Annotated in this window: 16 protein-coding genes; 9 read left to right on the top strand and 7 right to left on the bottom strand. The window is 60.8% G+C overall.

Annotation, left to right across the window (positions count from 1 at the left end; all coding sequences use genetic code 11):
• Positions 1 to 233: 233 nt before the first annotated feature.
• Both F8N21_RS08910 and F8N21_RS08905 read right to left on the bottom strand, forming a co-directional pair.
• Entirely contained in the window at positions 234 to 425 is a 192-nt protein-coding gene (locus F8N21_RS08910; RefSeq protein ID WP_150641773.1) for a protein DnrP, read from the bottom strand.
• A gap of 5 nt (positions 426 to 430) precedes the next feature.
• The gene (locus F8N21_RS08905; protein ID WP_150641767.1) at positions 431 to 1114 is read right to left on the bottom strand and encodes a Crp/Fnr family transcriptional regulator; all 684 of its coding nucleotides are present in this window, start codon (positions 1112 to 1114) and stop codon (positions 431 to 433) included.
• Positions 1115 to 1843: 729 nt separating this feature from the next.
• On the opposite strand from F8N21_RS08905, the gene F8N21_RS08900 reads away from it, so the two are divergent.
• Together F8N21_RS08900 and F8N21_RS08895 are read left to right on the top strand one after the other, a co-directional pair.
• The gene (locus tag F8N21_RS08900; RefSeq protein WP_150641766.1) at positions 1844 to 3034 is read left to right on the top strand and encodes an NnrS family protein; all 1191 of its coding nucleotides are present in this window, start codon (positions 1844 to 1846) and stop codon (positions 3032 to 3034) included.
• Between the two features lie 25 nt (positions 3035 to 3059).
• Positions 3060 to 3500 carry a hypothetical protein gene (locus F8N21_RS08895; RefSeq protein WP_150641765.1) on the top strand — a complete coding sequence of 147 codons (441 nt, stop codon included), beginning with the start codon at positions 3060 to 3062 and terminating at the stop codon, positions 3498 to 3500.
• 77 nt (positions 3501 to 3577) lie between these two features.
• Here the strand turns inward: F8N21_RS08895 and ytfE are convergent, their stop codons facing one another.
• A complete protein-coding gene (gene ytfE, locus F8N21_RS08890; protein WP_150641764.1) occupies positions 3578 to 4252 on the bottom strand; it encodes an iron-sulfur cluster repair protein YtfE in 675 nt (224 codons plus the stop codon).
• 152 nt (positions 4253 to 4404) lie between these two features.
• On the opposite strand from ytfE, the gene norR reads away from it, so the two are divergent.
• From norR to ubiT, 7 genes are all read left to right on the top strand, one after another.
• A complete protein-coding gene (gene norR / locus F8N21_RS08885; protein ID WP_150641763.1) occupies positions 4405 to 5934 on the top strand; it encodes a nitric oxide reductase transcriptional regulator NorR in 1530 nt (509 codons plus the stop codon).
• A gap of 100 nt (positions 5935 to 6034) precedes the next feature.
• Positions 6035 to 6682, top strand: a complete 648-nt coding sequence (gene pdxH / locus F8N21_RS08880; protein WP_150641762.1) for a pyridoxamine 5'-phosphate oxidase — start codon at positions 6035 to 6037, stop codon at positions 6680 to 6682.
• Positions 6683 to 7058: 376 nt separating this feature from the next.
• Complete coding sequence (gene moaB / locus F8N21_RS08875; RefSeq protein ID WP_150641761.1) at positions 7059 to 7613, top strand: molybdenum cofactor biosynthesis protein B; 555 nt, start codon at positions 7059 to 7061, stop codon at positions 7611 to 7613.
• Positions 7610 to 8845, top strand: coding sequence for a gephyrin-like molybdotransferase Glp (gene glp / locus F8N21_RS08870; protein WP_150641760.1), 1236 nt, complete (start codon positions 7610 to 7612; stop codon positions 8843 to 8845). The genes moaB and glp overlap by 4 nt, the downstream gene beginning before the upstream one ends.
• Positions 8846 to 8976: 131 nt before the next feature.
• Entirely contained in the window at positions 8977 to 9972 is a 996-nt protein-coding gene (gene ubiU, locus F8N21_RS08865) for a ubiquinone anaerobic biosynthesis protein UbiU (protein WP_150641759.1), read from the top strand.
• 10 nt (positions 9973 to 9982) lie between these two features.
• Entirely contained in the window at positions 9983 to 10873 is an 891-nt protein-coding gene (locus F8N21_RS08860) for a U32 family peptidase (RefSeq protein WP_150641758.1), read from the top strand.
• Positions 10867 to 11337 (top strand): ubiquinone anaerobic biosynthesis accessory factor UbiT, encoded by a 471-nt coding sequence (gene ubiT / locus F8N21_RS08855; protein ID WP_150641757.1) that lies wholly within the window; start codon positions 10867 to 10869, stop codon positions 11335 to 11337. The genes F8N21_RS08860 and ubiT overlap by 7 nt, the downstream gene beginning before the upstream one ends.
• A gap of 304 nt (positions 11338 to 11641) precedes the next feature.
• On the opposite strand, the gene F8N21_RS08850 is transcribed toward ubiT, so the two are convergent.
• The 4 genes from F8N21_RS08850 to F8N21_RS08835 are packed head-to-tail and all read right to left on the bottom strand — an operon-like array spanning position 11642 to position 15641.
• The gene (locus F8N21_RS08850) at positions 11642 to 12841 is read right to left on the bottom strand and encodes a spermidine synthase (protein WP_150641756.1); all 1200 of its coding nucleotides are present in this window, start codon (positions 12839 to 12841) and stop codon (positions 11642 to 11644) included.
• A gap of 48 nt (positions 12842 to 12889) precedes the next feature.
• The gene (locus F8N21_RS08845) at positions 12890 to 14194 is read right to left on the bottom strand and encodes an MFS transporter (protein WP_150641755.1); all 1305 of its coding nucleotides are present in this window, start codon (positions 14192 to 14194) and stop codon (positions 12890 to 12892) included.
• A gap of 36 nt (positions 14195 to 14230) precedes the next feature.
• The gene (moeB, locus tag F8N21_RS08840) at positions 14231 to 15367 is read right to left on the bottom strand and encodes a HesA/MoeB/ThiF family protein (RefSeq protein ID WP_150641754.1); all 1137 of its coding nucleotides are present in this window, start codon (positions 15365 to 15367) and stop codon (positions 14231 to 14233) included.
• A 1-nt stretch (position 15368) separates the two neighbouring features.
• Entirely contained in the window at positions 15369 to 15641 is a 273-nt protein-coding gene (locus F8N21_RS08835) for a MoaD/ThiS family protein (RefSeq protein WP_150641753.1), read from the bottom strand.

Genomic DNA, 15641 nt, shown 5'->3' with positions numbered 1-15641 from the left:
AGCTGCCGAGCTTGCGAGGCTGCGTTCGGCTGCGAAGCAGTCGTAAAATCACCACTGCGGTGTCTCAGAAAAACCGAGGACTCAGGATTTATGGCCGCTTCGCAGCCGAACGCAGCCTCGCAAAGCTCGGCAGCTGCTACGGGGACGCAGGCTTCGGCAGTTGCTACGGGGATCAAGCCGTGCCAGTTGACGGAGGATGGGCATATACTCGGGTTTGAGAAATGTGGCGCCGCTCAGGAGATGCTGCGCGGCAGCCAGAAGAACATCGCGACGCAGAAGATCGTCAGGCCGACGCAGAACCACTTGAATCGGCGCAGCCGGCGTTCTTCGGCGTGTTGAGCCAGTGCCGGCAGGGGCATGCCGCACTGGCGGCATTCGGATTCCTGCGACGGGTTGGCGTGTTGGCAATACAGGCAGATGGGCATGCCGCTCACTCGAACTGTTCCAGGCGCAGACGATCAAGAATGGTGATCTGGCGGCCATCCTGAGTGATGATCTTTTCATCGATCAAGCGGCGGATGATCCGCGAGAACGTCTCCGGCTGGATCGACAGATGCCCGGCAATCAATTGCTTGGCCATCGGCAGTTCGAACTGGCTGTCAACGGTTTGCTGACGCACCAGCTGCGTCAGCAGATAACGCACGACCCGGTGGGTGGCGTTTTTCAGCGACAGGGTTTCGATCTCGTTGACCCGCTGATGCAGGCGCACGCACAGCTTGCCGAGCAGGGCGAAAGTCAGCCGACTATTGCTCTGCAGCAGGCGCATGTAGGTGTTGTTGGAGATCCGGTAAAGCTGGGTGGGACAGATCGCCTCGGCCGACGCCACATAGTTGGGGGTGTCCATCAGCATCATCGCCTCGGCGAAGGTTTGCCGATCGCCGATGACTTCAAAGACCTTTTCCTGGCCGTCGGGCGTCAGTCGGTAGATCTTCACCGCACCGGCGATCACGAAATAGAACGAGTCGGCCGGCTCGCCCTGGCGGAACAGCGGCACGCCCTTGTCGATGCTCAGCAAGTGACTGGTACTCATCAACTCATCGAGTTGCTCTTCATTCAGCGGCTCGAATAAATGATGACTGCGCAGAATCTGGTGATGGACGCGATGAAGCACCATAAAAATTCATCCTGATGGCTGAGGAGGGGATCGGCTATACAGTCAGACGAGTCCTAGAGAGACGCCACTGGCCACGGCCACCATTGAGGTTAACACTACAAACCATGCCAGGGGCTGGATCACTTTTTTCATGACGACTCCGGGTTAGCGAGGGATCGAAATTGACGATAAGAGTGCTGAGGGAAGAGCAAGACTCGGGCCATGCCTGGAGGGCTGTCATTGCGGGGGTTGTTGGAAGGGCGTGGTAATAAAGACCACGGGCATCAGGGTACAAATAACCACGAAATGGTCATTTGTACCCGGCGGCATCACACCTTGTGGTGACGGGCAGTTAAGGCGGGACGCGAACCGTAGCAGCTGCCGGAGGCTGCGTTCGGCTGCAGCAGTCGTAAAATCAAGCACCGCGGTACTTCAGGTAAACCGAGGACTCAGTATTTACGGCCGCTTCGCGGCCGAACGCAGCCTCGCAAAGCTCGGCAGCTGCTACGGGGACGCAGGCTTCGCCAGCTGCTACGGGGAATGTGCGGGGCTAGAAATCCTTAACTGACTGGCAACACTTAACCCTGGATCGAGATCAGGGCACGCCCCTTGCACGCCATAGTTCGACACGGACAGCCACGTTAACCCCTGGCCGTCTCAAGCTTGATCTGTGACAACTGCAACTCATCGGTAATACCCGATGATCGGACCGGGATTTATCCTCCGGCAGCAAGGTAAAGGAGTGGTTTTATGCAAGTACTTGACCGCCGTACCGCGATGGCGATTATGCCGCTGTTACGTCTGGCCTTTCGGCCGTTTTTCCTGGCGGGCTGCCTCTTGGCGTTGCTGGCTGTGCCCCTCTGGGTGGCGGCCTTCAGTGGCGCGATCAGTGGCTGGCATCCGGCAGGCGGATGGCTGGCCTGGCATCGGCATGAGCTGTTGTTCGGCTTTGCCCTGGCAATTATCGCCGGCTTCCTGCTGACCGCCGTACAGACCTGGAGCGGACGCCCCGGCATCAGCGGCAAGCCGCTGGCGGTGCTGGCGTTGCTGTGGCTGGGGGCGCGTCTGGCCTGGCTGGCGAGTGCGCCATGGCCATTGCTGGCGGTTCTGGAATTGGCGTTTCCGCTGGCGGTGGCAGGGCTCATGGGCTTTACCCTGTGGAAGGTGCGGCAGAAACGTAACTACCCGATTGTCGCGGTGTTGCTGCTACTGGCCGTAGCTGACGGCTTGTCCATATACGGCCTGCTCCCAGGCAACGAAGCCTGGCAGCGTCAGAGCGTATTGACCGGGATCTGGCTGGCGGCGGCGATGATGGGCTTGATCGGCGGGCGGGTCATACCGTTCTTCACCCAGCGCGGCCTCGGCCGGGTCGATAGCGTAAAGCCCTGGCCCTGGCTGGATAGCGTGCTGCTGGTGGGCTCGGCCCTGGTGGCAGCGCTATATGCCGCAGGCCCCGCGCTTTCCCCAAATCCAGTGGTCGGCCTGTTGTTCGCCGTATTGGCGGCGGGGCATCTGGTGCGTCTGGTTCGCTGGCACGATCGGGCGCTCTGGCGAGTGCCGTTGCTCTGGTCGTTGCACCTGGCCTATGGCTGGTTGGCCGTGGCCTGCCTGGGCATGGCGCTGTGGCATTTCGGTGTGCCGCTGAACCCCAGTCTGGCGGTGCATTGCCTGACGATAGGGGCCATGGGCGGCTTGATTCTGGCGATGATCGCCCGGGTCAGCCTGGGCCATACCGGGCGTCCACTGGAACCACCGTCGGGGATGACCCTGGCGTTCATTCTGCTGAACCTGGCGTGTCTGAGCCGGGTGCTGCTGGTCATGGTGTTGCCGGTGCTTGGGTTATGGCTGGCGGCTGTATGCTGGGCGTTGGCGTTCGCGCTGTATGTCTGGCGCTACGGACCGATGCTGCTGCGTGGCCGGGTTGACGGCCATCCAGGATGAGCAGGCGAATTAACGGAGGCTGTCGGTGATCTATCCCATTTTGCTGGTCACCCACTTGCTGGCCGCGATCGCCTTTATTGGCACGCTGTTTTTCGAAGTGTTCATCTGGCACTCCGCGCGCCAGCAGCTGGCGCAAGCTGCGCAGCTGCCAGCGGATCAGGCGATAGCGGTGCGCTCGCGCAAGGTGCTGCATGGCGTGGTATTGCTGTTGTACGGCGCCGGCATTGGTCTGGCGTGGCAGCACCGCGCAGCCTTGAGTCAGCCACTGGCGAGCAGTTTCGGCACGCTGTTGAGCCTGAAGATCGTTCTGGCCTTGAGCATCATCGGTCATTACCTGCTGCTGGCGTACCTGCTCACACACGCACGGCTGACCCCGGCTCGCGCTACCTGGATTCGCCGCAGCATCCTCGGGCACATGCTGGTGATCGTGATCCTGGCCAAGGCCATGTTCTATTGGCACGGCTGACACCCGGTTCGTCCCGCTCAAGAAAAAACCCGCGTCAACCGGTTGGCTGGCGCGGGTTTGCAGTTGCCGGCAATCGATCAATCGCGAGGGCTGATGGCCTTGACGAACAGCACGTTGTTTTCCAGATGGATGTGCTGCATCAGGTCATCACGAAACTCCAGCAACCCCCGGTAAAGCGCGCGCCAGGTGTTGCAGGCATCGACAGGCGGGGTGATGTTGTCGGTCAGGGCGAGCAGTCTCTCCAGGGCTTCGCCATGTTGATCATGTTCAAAACGCAGCACCCGGATCGGTGGCGAGGCCTGCGGGCCCATGCCCTGTTGAATCATCGGGAAGAGCACTTGTTCTTCCTTGAGCATGTGCCCTTCGAGTTCCTGCTGCATGTCCTGCAGGTGGTCGGCCAGGCCGTTCGGGCAGCTGGCGCGCGCACCATGTACCTGCTCGACGCGGCGGGCCAGGCGGATTAGTTCCGGCAGCTGCTCGCGGTGACGGGCGTGGTAGCGCGCCAGCAGGTGGGCGATCAGCAGTTCCTCGGGTTCGTTGCGCCAGTCGTGCTGGGTTTCACCGGCGTCTTGCAGGGCGAGCAGGGCATCGGCAATCAGCTGCGGATCGAGGCCTTTGCCAAGGGCGGCTTCGCGCAGGCTTTTTTGCCCGCCGCAACAGAAGTCCAGATTGTAGGTGTGAAAAGTCCGGGTGGCGCCGGGGATGTCGCAGGCCAGTTGGCCGAGACTTTGTTCCAGAAGGTTCAGGCTCATCGGGGTTCCTTTTATATTTCACAGGTTCCCCGGTTCTATTGCATCCCGCATGCCATATTTAAGCTATTGAAAATACTCGATTAATTTATTGTTGTGGTGATCAGTACCCTGACGGCATAGGGTGAATGGAACCATAGAGGGTAATTACTACCATGTTGCGTGAAAGCCTGGCAGCCGACTTGATCGTCGAGCTGCCCAATGCGGTGCGATTGCAACGGCTGGTCCAGACCCTGCGCGAATACTTCAACAGTGGCGCGGTGGGATTGCTGCGCCTGGATGACGACAGCCTGCGGCCGGTGGCGACGGTGGGGCTGGTTCACGAAGCGCTGGGACGGCGTTTTGTCATCGCCCAGCACCCGCGACTGGCGGCGATCATGGCCTCGCGCGAGCCGACCTGGTTCGAACCCGACAGCCGCCTGCCGGATCCCTATGACGGCTTGCTCGACAGCCATGTCGGCGAACCGCTGCCGGTGCATGACTGCATGGGCGTGAGCCTGTATGTGGAAGGCCGGATCTGGGGGGCGATCACCCTTGATGCCCTGCATGCCGGGACCTTCGACAGCCATGCGCGCGAAGAGCTCAAGCGTTGTACCTTGCAAATCGAGGCCGCCGTGCGGGTGACCCGGCTCGAACAGGAGAACCGCAGCCTGCGTCTGTCTCGCAGCGATACCCAGGACGTGCGGATGCCGGCGGAAGAAGGCGAGATTCTCGGTCAGAGCGAGGTGCTGCACCAGCTACTCAATGAGCTGGAGGTGTTGGCCGACTCCGAACTGCCGGTATTGCTGCTGGGTGAAACCGGGGTCGGTAAAGAGCTGTTCGCCCGGCGCTTGCACCGTCTTTCACGGCGCCGTCACAAGCCCCTGGTGCATGTCAATTGCGCCGCCTTGCCGGAGTCGCTGGCGGAGAGCGAATTGTTCGGGCACGTCAAAGGCGCATTTTCCGGCGCTACCAGCGATCGTGCCGGACGTTTCGATGCGGCCAATGGCGGCACGCTGTTTCTCGACGAGGTCGGCGAATTGCCGCTGGCGGTACAGGCCAAATTGCTGCGCACGTTGCAAAACGGTGAGATCCAGCGCCTGGGTGCCGACAAGCCGTTGCATGTCGATGTGCGAATCATCGCCGCGACCAACCGCCATCTGCCGGACAGCATTCGCGATGGCCTGTTTCGCGCCGACCTGTATCACCGTCTCTCGGTGTATCCGGTGCCGATTCCGCCCCTGCGCGAGCGCGGCAATGATGTGTTGATGCTCGCCGGGTACTTCCTTGAGCTCAATCGGGCGCGCCTCGGCCTGCGCGGTTTGCGCCTGTCGCCGGCGGCCGAGCGGGCGTTGCTGGGTTACGCCTGGCCGGGCAATGTGCGGGAGCTGGAACACGTGATCAGTCGAGCGGCGTTGAAGCAACTGAGCCGCGGCACCAGTCGCAGCCAGATCATGACCCTCGAGGCTGAGCTGCTGGATCTCGACAGCGCGATCGGTGCGCCGGGTCTGGTTGCCGAACTGCCAATGGACGATGCCTCTGACCTGCCATTCCAGCCCCTGGGCGAAGCCGTTGACGATTACCAACGGAAGAAAATCCTCCACGCCTTGAGCCTGTCCGGGGAGAACTGGGCCAGCGCCGCGCGGCTGCTGGAAATCGATCCAAGCAACCTGCACAAACTGGCCCGACGCCTGCGGCTCAAATAGAGGGAAGACGGCACATCATTAATGCTCCGAGTTGATGTTGGTCAAGGTGGCGTCGCGCAAGGGCTCGCACACTGAGGTGTACCTACCGGAGATCACCGCCATGCCCCTTTCCCTGGCTGATATGCGCCGCAATTACACCCTGGATGGCCTGCAGGACGATCTGACCCTGGACGATCCACTGGCCTTGTTCCGCCAGTGGCTGCAACTGGCCCGCGACACCGAGAGCGCGCCGGTCGAGGCCAACAGCATGGCCCTGGCGACAGTCGACAACCAGGGGCGCCCGCATTGCCGGATCCTGCTGCTCAAGGGCTTGAGCGATGAAGGCTTCACTTTTTTCGGTAATTACCAGAGTGACAAAGGGCAGGAAATGGCCGGCAATCCTCATGCAGCCATGACCTTTTTCTGGCCAGCGCTGGAGCGTCAGGTGCGGATTGAGGGCCGGGTGTCCAGGCTCGACCCGCAGCTCTCGGATGAATACTTCAACTCCCGGCCCCTGGCCAGTCGCCTCGGCGCCTGGGCTTCGCCGCAAAGCCGTCCGGTGGCCAGCCGCGCGGAGCTGGAATCCTTGCTGGCGGCAACCGGGCTGCGCTTCGTCGGCCAGGCCCTGCCGCGACCTGATGGCTGGGGTGGTTACTGCCTGCATCCGGAACGCCTGGAGTTCTGGCAAGGACGCCCCGACCGCTTGCATGATCGTTTTGATTACCGATTGAGCAAGGGGGGGTGGCAGCGTAATCGGTTGGCGCCTTGAGGGATTGATGCCCGACTCAAAATCCACCCCTCACCCCAACCCTCCCGAAACGTCGGACCGCCCCAGAGGGGAGAGGGAGCTGATCTTGAGTGTCTATCGAGTTGCTGCGACCTGTGAGACCGGGTCGATTATGGATTCAACGAATTACGCTCAGGTCGCAGCACATCTTCAGAAACCCACAATCTGCTCCCTCGCCCCCCTGGGGAGAGGGCTGGGGTGAGGGGTGGATTTCAGATCAGAACACAGCATCCAAATCCGACTGTTCCTACCCGTATTCACCCCATTCCCCCAGTCGAGGTACCTCCTCGGAGGAATAGGCTCCATCCACATTACGGTTCACGCTGGGCCATACCCTTATCAACAGGAAGGCTTGGATATGGCCCATCTTGCGCAACGCACTTTTCAACCCCTGAACATCGCCGTGCTGACCATCAGCGATACGCGCACCTTCGATACCGACACCTCGGGACAGACTCTGACGGATCTGCTGCAAACCGCAGGGCATGTGCTGATCGACCGTGATCTGGTCAAGGACGATATTTATCAGATCCGCGCAAAACTCTCCCACTGGATCGCCGACCCTCAGGTACAAGTGGTACTGATGACCGGCGGCACCGGATTTACCTCGCGCGACAACACCCCGCAAGCCGTTCTGCCATTGCTGGACAAGCATGTGGAAGGCTTTGGCGAACTGTTCCGCCAGGTCTCCCTGGCGGAAATCGGCATGTCCAGCCTGCAGTCCCGGGCACTGGCCGGGATGAGCAACGGCGTGCTGGTGTGCTGTGTGCCTGGTTCGCCGGGTGCGTGCCGAACCGCCTGGAATAAGATCCTCCTGGAACAACTGGACAGTCGCACTGGCCCATGCAATTTCGCCGCGCATTTGAAGCCGCAGCTGCAGCAGGTCATCGCCGCTTGTGAGGCACGCTCATGAGCGGCCCGGTGTGCGACAGCGGCAAGCTGATGCCGGTAGACGAAGCCATTGCCCGTCTGCTGGACAAGGCCCCACCACCGCCCCCCGTACAAAAAATCCCCCTGGAGCAATGCCTGGGACGGGTGCTGGCGGCGGACATTCATTCGCCGGTAAACCTGCCAGCCTGGGACAACAGTGCCATGGATGGCTACGCATTCAAGGCGGCTGATCTACCCCAGGCGGGAGGTTATCTGTCGGTGGTTGGGCGGGTTGCCGCGGGGGATGGCGAGGCTTCAGCGTTGCTGGCGCAGCAGGCGGTGCGAATCTTTACCGGCGCGCCGCTGCCAGCGGGTGCCGATACCGTGGTCCCGCAAGAGCGTTGCCGGGTCGAGGGCGAACGCGTCTGGTGTCCGCCGGCAAGTGTTGGCGAGCATGTGCGCAAGGAGGGCGAAGAAATCCGTCACGGGCATTTGCTGCTCAAGGCCGGCAAGCGCTTGCGCGCCCAGGAACTGGGACTGCTGGCCGGAGCAGGGGTGGCGCAGGTCGAGGTCTATCGGGCGCTGCGGGTATGCCTGCTCAGCAGTGGCGATGAATTGCGTGAGCCGGGCGAGCCATTGGCGCCGGGGCAGATTTACAACAGTAATCGTTACTGCCTCGCCGCGTTGTTGCGCGGCTGGGGCGTCGAGGTGCATGACTACGGGGTCATGGCCGATGAATTGACGGCCAGCCGCGATGCCTTGACCCTGGCCTCTTCTGAATGCGATCTGCTGCTGACCTCGGGCGGGGTCTCGGTGGGCGAGGAAGACCATCTCAAACAGGCGATCGAGGAACTCGGCAGCCTGGACTTCTGGCGGCTGGCGATCCAGCCGGGCAAACCCCTGGCCTTTGGCGAGGTGGCCGGCAAACCCTGGATCGGCATGCCGGGCAATCCGTCGGCGGCGCTGGTGACCGCTTTGGTGGTGGTGCGTCCGTTCCTGCTCAGGGCCCAGGGTGTGGAGGAGGTGCTGCCGCTGCCATTGGCCGTGCCGGCAGGGTTCGACTGGCTGCAGCGCAACAAGCGTCGACAGTACCTGCGGGCCAGGCTGAGCCCGGGTGCCGACGGCCAATTGAGCGTGGAGCTGCACCCTCAGCAAAGCTCGGCGATGTTGAGCGCCGCCTGTTGGGCCGACGGGCTGGCCGTGGTCGAGTGCGAGCAGCGAGTGCTCAAGCACGACAAGGTCCGGTTCCTGTCCTTTGCCGAGTTGATGCATTGAGCGCAATTGATTGCCGTCAAGGTCGTGGCTGTCGGTCTCGCTAGACTGGCAGCGGATTTTCGACCGCTCTGAGCCTGCAGGCGACAGCTGCCAGCCGATGGTCGAGACGAGCTCTTTGATGAGGATTACCCATGCAACTGGTCTGCCCGGCAGGGAACCTGCCTGCGCTCAAGGCGGCAGTACGCCAAGGCGCCGATGCCGTCTACGTCGGTTTTCGTGATGACACCAATGCCCGGCATTTCGCCGGGCTGAATATGGACGACAAACAGTTCGACGCCGCGGTCGCGTTCATTCGCCAACATAATCGCAAGCTCTATGTTGCAGTCAACACCTACCCTCAGCCCAAGGGCTGGGAGCGCTGGCAACGGGCGGTGGATCGCGCCGCCGATTTCGGCGTGGATGCACTGATCGCCGCCGACCCCGGGGTGCTCAACTACGCCAGTCAACGTTTCCCGAAACTGGCGTTGCACTTGTCTGTCCAGGGCTCGGCGACCCATGCCGCGGCGCTGGGCTTCTATGCGCAGCGCTACGGTATTCGCCGCGCCGTGTTGCCGCGGGTGCTGTCGTTGGCCCAGGTGCGCCACGTCGCCGCCAGCAGCCCGGTGCCGATTGAAGTCTTCGGTTTCGGCAGCTTGTGCATCATGGCCGAAGGACGTTGCCATCTTTCTTCCTACATCACCGGCGAATCGCCAAACCTGTGCGGCGTCTGTTCGCCGGCCAAGGCGGTGCGCTGGAGCGAGGACGCTCAAGGTTTGACTGCGCGCCTCAGTGAGGTGCTGATCGACCGCTACACCCCGGACGAGCCAGCCGGGTATCCGACCCTGTGCAAGGGGCGCTTCCTGGTCGATGGCAAGCGCTTCCATGCGCTGGAAGAGCCCACCAGCCTCGACACCCTCGACCTGCTGCCGGAATTGACGGCCATCGGTGTCGAAGCGGTGAAAATCGAGGGTCGCCAGCGCAGTCCGGCCTATGTGGAACAAGTCACCCGCGTCTGGCGCGCCGCCCTGGATGCCCATCGCGGCTCGCCCGGCAACTTTCGGGTCAAGGATGAATGGCGTCGGGTGCTGGCCGGTTTGTCCGAAGGCAGCCAGACCACGCTGGGTGCTTATCATCGATCATGGCAATGAGGGACGGGACATGAAGCTCAGTCTGGGACCGGTCCTGTTTTACTGGGACAAACAGCAACTCAGCAACTTTTACGCCGAGATGTCGGCCTTGCCCCTGGATGTGATTTACCTGGGTGAAACCGTGTGCTCGAAACGCCGGGCGTTTTCCCTGGACCAGTGGCTTGGCCTGGGTCGCGAGCTGCAGCAGTGCAGCCAGGCGCAGCTGGTGATATCCAGCCTGACGCTGATCGAAGCGGCGTCCGAGCTCTCCAGCCTGCGCCGCCTGTGCGACAACGGCGAGTTACTGGTGGAGGCCAACGACATGGGCGCGGTGCAGCTGATGGCCGAACGTAAATTGCCTTTTGTCGGTGGTCCGGCATTGAATTTGTACAACGGTCATTCGCTGAGCCAACTGATGGACAGTGGCATGACTCGCTGGGTACCGCCGGTGGAGTGCTCGGCGGCGCTGATTGCCGATGTGATCGAGCAGGTGCGCGAACTGGGTCGTGCGGTGCCGGAAGTCGAGATCTTTGCGTATGGGCATTTGCCTCTGGCCTATTCCGCGCGCTGCTTCACCGCCCGGGCGGAAAACCGGCCGAAGGACGACTGTCAGTTTTGCTGCATCAACTACCCCGACGGCATGGCCCTGACCAGCCAGGAAGGCCAGGCGCTGTTCACCTTGAATGGCATCCAGACGATGTCCGCCGAGGTGACCAATCTGCTGGCGGATTATTCCGGACTGGTGGCCTGCGGTGCCGATATTTTGCGCTTGAGCCCGCGTGCCGAGGGCATGGCCGAGGTGGTCGCGGCGTTTCAACGGGTGCGTCTGGGCGAGACGCCGCCGCTGTTCGTCGAAGGTTGCAATGGTTACTGGCATGGCCAGGCCGGCATGTTGCGAGTCGAGGAGGTCGGCCTGTGCTGAACCGAAAAAAATGGCTGTTGAAAGGTGCCGACCGGCTGTTGCCGCTGGTTCGCCGGGTGCCCTTTGCCGTGCAGCGCCTGGCATTGCAGCAGGGGCTCAATCGTTGCCTCGCCGAGCCGTTGCGTGATGGCGGGTTCGAACTGTTGCGCGGACGCTGGCTGTGCCTGCGGATCCCCGACCTGGGTCTGTCCTGGTATCTGACTCTGGGAAATAGCGGCTTGCAGATCGCCGAGCGCGCTGAGGCGCAGGTGACCATCAGCGGCAACTGGCGGGAGTTTTTGCTGCTGGCCAGCCGTCAGGAAGATCCTGATACGCTGTTTTTTCGTCGGCGTCTGGTGATCGAGGGTGATACTGAGCTGGGGCTGGGGTTGAAGAACCTGATCGACAGCCTTGATCCGGATGTCCTGCCGGTTTGGTTATGGCGCAATCTGGAACGGGCGGGGAAGGGGTTGGCGACGGGGTAGCTCCATCAGATCAAAAGATCGCAGCCTTCGGCAGCTCCTACACCGACCGCGTACACCTGCAATGTTATGGGTGTACGCAACACCCGTAGGAGCTGCCGCAGGCTGCGATCTTTTGATTTTGCTCTTCGGCATCTCCGAAACCGCCAAAAGATCGCAGGCTGCGCCAGCTCACCGACCGCGTATCCCCGCAATAACCTTGTAAGCGCGAAGCCCTCTGTAGGAGGTATACGATCCACGAACGCCACCTACCGAACGATGAAATTCCCCGCCAGTTCGCGGGTACGCCTGAAAGCCTGAAGGTGTTCTATGGTTTGCGTGTGGCAGCGTAAGCGCTTGTGGGTTCATTATCGCTGGGCGTGAGGGAAACACTCGGTGACAATCGGGCTAGCGCCCGTCGAAAACCTTCCACTTTGGACACATCTCCCCGGGTTCTGTGGATAATGACGCCATAGGCGTAAGGGAGTAAACCCTCCAGCCAGTCTCGTGGGTGGATCTCGACGCTGCTCTCCAGTGTCGCGACGACCCAGTCGGGGAGCCATGACATATCGCGGTCCGAGAAGTTGACTTCGCCTGCGATCAGCAACGCCAGCGTGGTACGCAGCGACGATTTGTCCTTCAATAATCGCTCTTGCAGCGCTTGGCAAGCGTGCGGGTCATCCAGTAACACGCGAAGATCGTTGGGCTTGCTCAGCTTCAGCGAGGCAGGAAGCAGCGCAGACAAGGCCGGTAACGAGTCCGTCCAGCGTTTTTGCACCTCCAGATCAATCCCGACGAAGTCCAACGCCGGGGGCGCAAGCGGCGCGTGACGGATAACCGTGGGTGTCAGATAGCGCAGGCGAAGGCACATGATGTCCATAAAGAGCCGGTCACTGGCGCATAAAGACTCCAGGGCAGGTGCGGTGCGCGGTGTGGTTGATGGCGGTGGCCCGATAATGAACGTCGCATTGCGTCGGTGGGGCAGGTAATGAATGTCGCCCCAGCTGTCGTTCAGGCGGTGGGCGAGCCAAGCTTGGGGCGCAGGGCCGTTGAACGGGTCCAGGTTCATGGGGACGCCAAAACCGTTGAACACCACGTGACCGAGGGGATTGAGGTGGCTCTTCAATAGTTGGTGGAACCCGTGATCAAACACGATCGGGGCATAACCGCTCTGGGTGTAGAGGTCGACAATAATAATGACGTCGTACCGGTCGGGGGTGACGACCAGAAAGTGCGCGGCATCGGCGACCACACTGTCAAAGTCGATATGCGCTGCAAGTCGGTTCCGGTTGTCGAGGCTGCGCACGAGTGCGGTCTCGTCCAGATCAACGGCCAACAGACTGGCCACTCTGGTGCTGGCTGCGATCGGCGCCAGCGCCACACCGTCCGAAAGCCCCAGCATCAGAACCGAGATTTGATCCTTGGACGGATCCCCCAGGAAACCGGTACAGCCCATGTCGTCATAATATTGGCCGCAGAAGATCTGTTCATGTCGAGCAGATTCAGGTCGATCCTTGAAGTCCGGCATGGTGAAAGGCAACTCCGTTTGTAAGAGGCGGGGGTACGGCGAGGCACATCAGTGCGCAAACGCTTCAGGGTATTTGTCCAGATAGGCATCATTGAGCTGCGTATCCGGGGAACGCATGAAAGTTTTGAAATCGGGTACCAGAAAGACCAGCAGAGACAACAGCAGCACCATGACGCCCAGCAGCGTGATTGTCAGTGCGACCCCCAGATAGGCGATCAGGGTGTTCATCGCAAAACTGCCCAAGGGGCTGGCCGCCGCAGACAGAAATGAAACCGTGGCAAAAATCCGGTTGCGATGGAGCTTGGGCGTCGCCAGCAACCTCACAGCGGAGGTGGGGATGTTGATCAACATCAGGCCGACGCCGCCGCAGAAAAAGGCCGCGGGTACGATGAACGACGATGAAACGGTGCCGACTACCACCAGGTTGCACCCCAGTAATGCAAAACCTGCGGACACACACATGTCACGGGGGACCCGGTCGGATAACCAGCCGATGATCTTGTAACTGCCCGCCAGAATGCCCAGCCCGAAGCACGAATCCAGAAGACCGATATAAGTGACCGGGTACTGGATGACGTCCTTTACGTATAGTGGGATCAGGATGGTGAAGAACGGAAACAGGGCAAAGTTGATCAGCATTGCAATGATGGCCAGGTAAAATTCGACTTTCACTCCGTACACCACTTTGAAGCCGGAATAGATCATGCTGAAGCCGCTGGCACCCGGGGCTTTTTCGCCTTGGCCAGTGGCACCGATGTGGCTCGGGATGGTCGCGATCAACGCCCCGGCGATGAGAATCGCAAAAAAATCGGCGGCAAGGGCGAACGTGATACCGAACCCGTAAATCAACCCGCTGGCCAGTACCGGCCCCAGCAGAATGGAAAAGGACGACATCACGCTTTTGGTCCGAAAGGCCAGGGAGACTTTATCGTCGTCTGCAAACAAAGGAATGATCGACGCCTGGAGAGGGTCGCGCACGCCGACGATCGCACTGCTGATCATCATTAGCGCGCCCACCGTCCAGGGGTTGAACGACCCCGTGACGGACAGCACCACCATCAACAGCGCTGTCAGCAGGCTGATCCATGAGGCCAGCTTGATGATCAGGATTTTGTTGTACTTGTCCCCCAGCCATCCCAGCAGGGGTTTGGCTAACACCTCCGCCGCGATGGAACAGGCAATCATATTGGCAAAATAGAGCGCAGAGCCTGTTTCCTGCAAGGCCCACCAGGCCACCGCCAGTTGATTGCACCGCCCCCCCAGAACCATCAGCAAAAAGCTGAATTGCACTTTCAGCAGACGCCGGTCGATGCCGGGAAAGCCCCACGTAATGCCTGAAAAATTTGCACTCATTGACGTACCTTTGATCCGGATAGGGTGACTGCGCAATCAGGGGCGTTCAAAAACGACGGGGTAACATTCATCAGGATAAATCGCCAGATATCGCTCGATGCCACCCTCAAGGCTATAGAGTTCCGCTTCCTGGCTGACGGTGCGAACTGCCAGCAGGGCCGCCTTGCTCCTGACGCCGGATTTGCAATAGAAAACGATTCGGCGGGCGGTATCGAGTTCTTCCTGGCGCTTGATGATGTCTTTGAGCGGAATCAGTCTGCCGCCCAGCGAACCTTGCTGATGCTCGCTGACATCGCGCACATCGACCAATTGAAATGGCGCTTGTGTCGCTATCCAGTCATGCAGTGTGTCGGGTGACAGCCAGTCGCTGTCGCGCCACGCAGGCGTGGTCGTGGCGCCAAGCGTTCTCGCAGGGGGCCGGTCCCGTGTTTTTTTGTTGATGTTCAACAGGTGAAAGGTGTTGTCCAGGCAGTCGATAGACAACAATTGCCCGCTCAAGGGCTCCCCGGCACGGAGGATGAGCTTGAGTACTTCATTGGCCTGAAAGCAACCGAGCAAGCCAGGTATGACGCCAAGAACGCCCGCTTCCGAACAGTTTTGTGTCAAGTGCGGTGGCGGCGGTGTTTCGAACAGATCCCGGAAGCACGGCCCCCGTTGTTGGGTGTGCCGGTTGTAATAATTAAATACCGACACCTGCCCCTCGAACTGGCTGATTGAGGCATAGACCATCGGTTTTTCACACTCGATACAGGCGTCACTGATGAGGTATTTGGCGGCGAAGTTATCAGTGGCGTCGACGATGATGTCGTATTCCGCCAGCAGCGACAGGACGTTGTCCGGGTTCAGCACCGTGGCAACGGTGTGGACGACGATGTCGGGGTTCAACTGGTTGATGCGGCGCTTGGCTGCCAACACTTTCAGGTCGCCTACATCGGCAATCGCATAGAGAATTTGTCGGTGCAGATTGCTCACGTCGACGATGTCGTTATCAACGATGCCGATCGTCCCGACGCCAGCACCTGCCAGGTACAGGAGTACCGGGCAACCCAGCCCCCCGGCGCCGACCACCAGCACCTTGCTGTCTTTGAGGCGCTGCTGCCCCAGAGCGCCGACCTCGCTGAGGATGATTTGGCGGGCGTAACGGGAGGTGTCCGTCTTCAGGTTGCATTGCATGTCAGCCACCTGCCACTGCGTTGATCAGGATCAATTGCGCGTTACTGTCCAGGGGACAACGGCGGTCATGCTCACTGGTCACGGGCATGCCGTCGACGAACAACCCCACGAACGGCAGCGGGTACAGGTCCTCAGAGAAGACCGGGCCAATCAGGTCGGGAAACCGTGCGGTCAGATTGTTCAGTACATCGCTGACACACAAGCCCTCAGTGGCGTGTGTTTTATGCTGATCGGTGTAGGACATGAACTGCCGGGGAAAGTGTACGACGGCCAT

The sequence above is a fragment of the Pseudomonas fluorescens genome (assembly GCF_902497895.1).
GTDB classification, from domain to species: domain Bacteria; phylum Pseudomonadota; class Gammaproteobacteria; order Pseudomonadales; family Pseudomonadaceae; genus Aquipseudomonas; species Aquipseudomonas fluorescens_BP.
This window is presented reverse-complemented; position numbering and strand designations above follow the sequence as displayed.